The sequence below is a fragment of the Streptomyces sp. NPDC013455 genome, assembly GCF_040632975.1.
Classification (GTDB): domain Bacteria; phylum Actinomycetota; class Actinomycetes; order Streptomycetales; family Streptomycetaceae; genus Streptomyces.
This window is the reverse complement of the sequence record NZ_JBEYCX010000054.1, coordinates 1-5,015: the sequence shown is the minus strand read 5'-3', so window position 1 is coordinate 5,015 and position 5,015 is coordinate 1. Positions and strand designations below refer to the sequence as shown.

General features: G+C 74.5%; 1 protein-coding gene. It reads left to right on the top strand.

From position 1 onward, the window contains the following. Positions 1 to 198: 198 nt before the first annotated feature. Positions 199 to 5,015: beta-ketoacyl synthase N-terminal-like domain-containing protein (locus ABZ576_RS34175; protein ID WP_360749952.1), on the top strand; the 4,817-nt coding region annotated here is incomplete at its 3' end.

The following is a 5,015-nucleotide window of genomic DNA, read 5'->3' as shown; positions in this document are numbered from 1 at the left end:
GACGCGGTGGTGCAGCGGCGGCGGGCGTCGGGGCTGTCGGGTGTGTCGCTGGCGTGGGGTCTGTGGGAGCAGGCCACCGGCATGACCGCCCACCTGAACGACGTCGACCAGGCCCGTATACACCGCGGCGGGTTCCAGGCGATCGCCTCCGACGAGGGGCTGGAGCTGTTCGACGCGGCCCTGCGCACCGGGCAGGCGTTGCTCGTCCCGATCAAGCTGGACCTGCGGGCGGTACGCGCCGAGGCGGCGGCCGGCGGCACCCCGCCGTCCCTGCTGCGCGCGCTGGTACCGCACAGCCGCCGCGCCGCCGCCCGCATCGCCGCGGGCCGCGGCAGCGGCCTGGCCGGCCGGCTCGCGGCCCTGACCCCGGCCGAGCAGGAGGCGCTGCTGCTGGACCTGGTCCGCACCCACGTCGCGACCGTCCTCGGCCACGCCGGACCGGAGAACGTCAAGGCGGAGAAGGCGTTCAAGGACGCCGGCTTCGACTCCCTGACCGCCGTCCAGCTGCGCAACCGGCTCCGCGAGGCCACCCGGCTCAGCCTCCCCGCCACCCTCGTCTACGACTACCCGACCCCGCTCGCCCTGGCCCGCTTCCTCCGGGACGAATTCGACGGACTGCGCGGCAACGCCACCGGTACGGCGGCCCCAACGGTCCTCCTCGCCGACCCGGACGAGCCGATCGCCGTCGTCGGCATGGCCTGCCGGCTGCCCGGCGGCGTCGACAGCCCCGAGGCACTCTGGGAGCTGGTGGCCGAAGGCCGGGACGCCATCTCCGGCTTCCCCGCCGACCGCGGCTGGGACGTGAGCGACCTCGTCGACGCCGACCCCGAGAACATCGGCACCTCCTACGTCGACCAGGGCGGCTTCCTGCACGACGCGGGCATGTTCGACGCGAACTTCTTCGGCATCTCGCCGCGTGAGGCCCTCGCGATGGACCCGCAGCAGCGGCTGCTGCTGGAGACGTCCTGGGAGGCGTTGGAGCGGGCCGGCGTGAACCCGTCCGCGCTGAAGGGCACCGACGTCGGCGTCTTCTCCGGCGTCATGACCCAGGGTTACGGCATCGGGGGCGACATCCCGCCCGAGCTGGGCGGCTTCACCGCCACCGGTACCGCGGTGAGCGTGGCCTCGGGCCGGGTGTCGTACGTGTTCGGCTTCGAGGGCCCCGCGGTGACCGTCGACACCGCCTGCTCCTCCTCCCTGGTCGCCATGCACCTCGCGGCCCAGGCGCTGCGCAACGGCGAGTGCTCCCTCGCGCTCGCCGGCGGCGCCACCGTCATGGCCACACCGGCCACCTTCGTGGAGTTCTCCCGCCAGCGGGCCCTCGCCCCCGACGGCCGCTGCAAGGCCTTCTCCGCGACAGCGGACGGCACCGGCTGGGCCGAGGGCGCGGGTGTGGTCGTCCTGGAACGCCTCTCGGAGGCGCGCCGCAAGGGCCACCGCGTCCTCGCCGTGCTCCGCGGCAGCGCGATCAACCAGGACGGCGCCTCCAACGGCCTGACCGCCCCGAACGGCCCCTCGCAGCAGCGGGTGATCCGCCGCGCCCTGGCGACCGCCGGCCTCGCGCCGTCGGACGTGGACGTGGTCGAGGCACACGGCACCGGCACGGCGCTCGGTGACCCGATCGAGGCGCAGGCGCTGCTGGCGACGTACGGACGCGACCGTGAACAGCCCTTGTGGCTTGGGTCCGTGAAGTCCAACCTCGGGCACACGCAGGCCGCCGCCGGTGTCGCCGGTGTCATCAAGATGGTGGAGGCGATGCGGCACGGCGTCCTTCCCCCGACCCTGCACGTGACGGAGCCGTCCCCGCAGGTCGACTGGTCGACGGGCGCCGTCGAACTGCTCACGGAGGCCCGGCCGTGGCCGGAGACCGGCCGCCCGCGCCGCGTCGGCGTCTCCTCCTTCGGCCTCAGCGGCACCAACGCCCACCTCATCTTCGAGCAGGCACCCGAGGAACCCGCCACCGCGTCGCCCGACGCCGGTGGTGTGCTGCCGCTGGTGGTGTCGGCGGCTTCCGAGGGCTCGCTGACGGGACAGGCGCAGCGGCTCTCGGCCTTCGTCGGCGACACGGACGTGTCACTGGTGGAGATCGCCGGGGTCTTGGCGGCCCGCCGGGCCGTGCTGTCGGAGCGGGCCGTGGTGATCGCCGGGTCCCGGGACGAGGCGGTGGCGGGCTTCGCGGCGCTCGCGCGGGGCGAGACCGCGGCCGGCCTGCTGACCGGCAGCACCGCCTCCACCGGGCGGACGGTGCTGGTGTTCCCCGGGCAGGGCTCGCAGTGGCTCGGCATGGGTCGTGAACTGCTGGAGACCTCTCCGGTGTTCGCGGAGCGGATCGAGGAGTGCGCCCGGGCTCTCGCGCCGTGGACCGACTGGGACGTGAAGGCCGTCCTGCGGGGTGAGGTCGATCTGCTGGGGCGGGTCGACGTCGTGCAGCCGGCGAGTTTCGCCGTGAACGTCGGCCTGGCGGCGGTGTGGGCGTCGGTGGGTGTCGTGCCGGATGCGGTGGTCGGTCACTCGCAGGGTGAGATCGCCGCTGCGTGTGTGGCGGGTGCGTTGTCGCTGGCGGACGCGGCCCGGATCGTGGCGGTCCGCAGCAAGGTGATCGCCGGTGAGCTGGCGGGTCGCGGTGGGATGGCGTCGGTGGCGCTTCCCGAGGCCGAGGCGGCCGCGCGGATTTCCGCGTGGGACGGCCGTGTGGAGGTCGCTGCGGTCAACAGTCCTTCGTCGGTGGTGATCGCCGGTGACGCGGAGGCGTTGGACGAGGCGCTGGCGGTGTTGGAGGCGGACGGTGTGCGGGTGCGCCGGGTGGCGGTGGACTACGCCTCCCACACCCGTCATGTCGAAGCGATCGAGCAGGCCCTGGACAAGGCGTTCGCGGACATCCGCAGCCAGGCCCCGCTGGTGCCGTTCTTCTCGACGGTGACCGGTGGGTGGGTGCGCGAGGCGGGGGTGCTGGACGGCGGTTACTGGTACCGCAACCTGCGTGGCCAGGTCCGCTTCGGCCCCGCCGTCGCCACGCTCCTCGCCGAGGGGCACACGGTGTTCGTCGAGTCCAGCGCGCACCCCGTCCTCGTCCAGCCGGTCAACGAGATCGCGGACGAGACTGAGGCGGAGGCCGTCGTCACCGGCTCGCTGCGCCGTGAAGAGGGCGGACTGCGACGGCTGCTGGCGTCGATGGCCGAGGTGTTCGTCCGGGGTGTGGCCGTGGACTGGACGGGTGTCCTGCCCGCCGGTGCCGACACCGCGCGGGTGGAGCTGCCGACGTACGCCTTCGACCACCGCCACTACTGGCTGAAGACCGCTCCCGCGACGGACGCGGCCTCACTCGGGCAGGCACGCGCCGATCACCCCCTGCTCGGCGCGGTGGTCGAAGTGCCCGAGACCGGCGGGGTGTTGTGCACCTCCAGGCTGTCCCTGCGCACCCACCCCTGGCTCGCGGACCACGCGGTCGGCGGGGCGGTGCTCGTCCCCGGCACCGGGCTGGTGGAACTGGCCGTCCGGGCCGGCGACGAAGTGGGCTGCGGGGTCCTCGAAGAGCTGGTCATCGAGGCGCCGCTGGTGCTGCCGGAGCAGGGCGGGCTGCGGGTGCAGGTCGCCGTCGGCGGCCCGGAGGACGCGGGCTCCCGGACGGTCACCGTGTACTCGGCACCGGAAGGAACCCCCGGAGACGTCGGGGCCGAAGCCTGGACCCGGCACGCCACCGGCACCCTCACCAGCCTGGACCAGGCCGCACCGGCCGAGCCGGCCGCCGACCTCGGCCTGTGGCCCCCCACCGGCGCCCGGCCGGTGGACATCTCCGGCGGCTACGACCTGCTCGCCGCGGCCGGTTACGGGTACGGGCCGGTCTTCCAGGGCGTACGGGCGCTGTGGCGGCGCGGTGACGACCTCTTCGCCGAGGTCGCCCTGCCCGAGGACCAGCGGACCGGCGCCGCCCGGTTCGGCATCCACCCGGCGCTCCTGGACGCCGCCCTGCACCCCGCGATGCTCGACGTGGCGCTCTCCGACCCCACGGGCGAGAACCGCACCGGCGACGGCGACGGCGTCCACCTGCCCTTCGGCTGGAACGGCCTGCGCCTGCACGCCGCCGGTGCCACCGCCCTGCGCGTACGCCTGACCCGGTCCGCACCCGACGCCCTGTCCCTGGAGGCGGCCGACGAGACCGGTGCCCCCGTGCTCACACTGCGGTCACTGGTCTCCCGCGAGGTGTCAGCCGACCAGTTGGGCGCGGCCGCGGACGACAGCCGGCACTCCCTGTTCCGCGTCGAGTGGACGGAGGTGCCCGGCGCCCCGGAGCCCGGCACGAACCTGCCGCCCGCCTGGGTGCCGATCACCGAGCCGGCTCATGTGGCCGCCCTCACCGACGGTTCGGGCGTACCCCCGGTCGTCGTCCTGGAGGCCGGCCGTACCGGGGACCCCCGGACGGCGGACGACGACGCGGCGCTGGCGCTGACGGGCCGGGTGCTGGAGATCGTCCAGAAGTGGCTGGCCGGCCCCGGCCTGGAGGCGGCCCGACTCGTCGTCGTCACCCGGGGCGCGGTGCCGGCGGACGGTGAGCGGACGGTGACCGACCCGGCGGCCGCGGCCGTCTGGGGCCTGGTCCGGGTCGCCCAGTCGGAGCACCCCGACCGGATCGTGCTGCTCGACACGGACACCCCCGCCGGCACCGACGTGGAACCGCTGCTCGCCGCCGTACTGGCCACCGGCGAACCCCAGGTCGCCGCCCGCGGCACCCGCCTGCTCACGCCGAGGCTCGCCCGTGCGACCGAGGCCACCGCCGACCGGGTCGGTGTGGGTGGGGTCGGTTTCGATCCGGTGGGTGCGGTGTTGGTGACGGGTGGAACGGGGACGTTGGGTGGTTTGGTGGCGCGGCATTTGGTGGTGCGTCATGGGGTGCGGGATCTGGTGTTGGTGAGTAGGCGTGGCGCGGCGGCCGGTGGTGCGGCGGAGCTGGTGGCCGAGTTGTCGGGGTTGGGTGCGGAGTCGGTGTCGGTGGTGGCGTGTGATGTGTCGGATCGTTC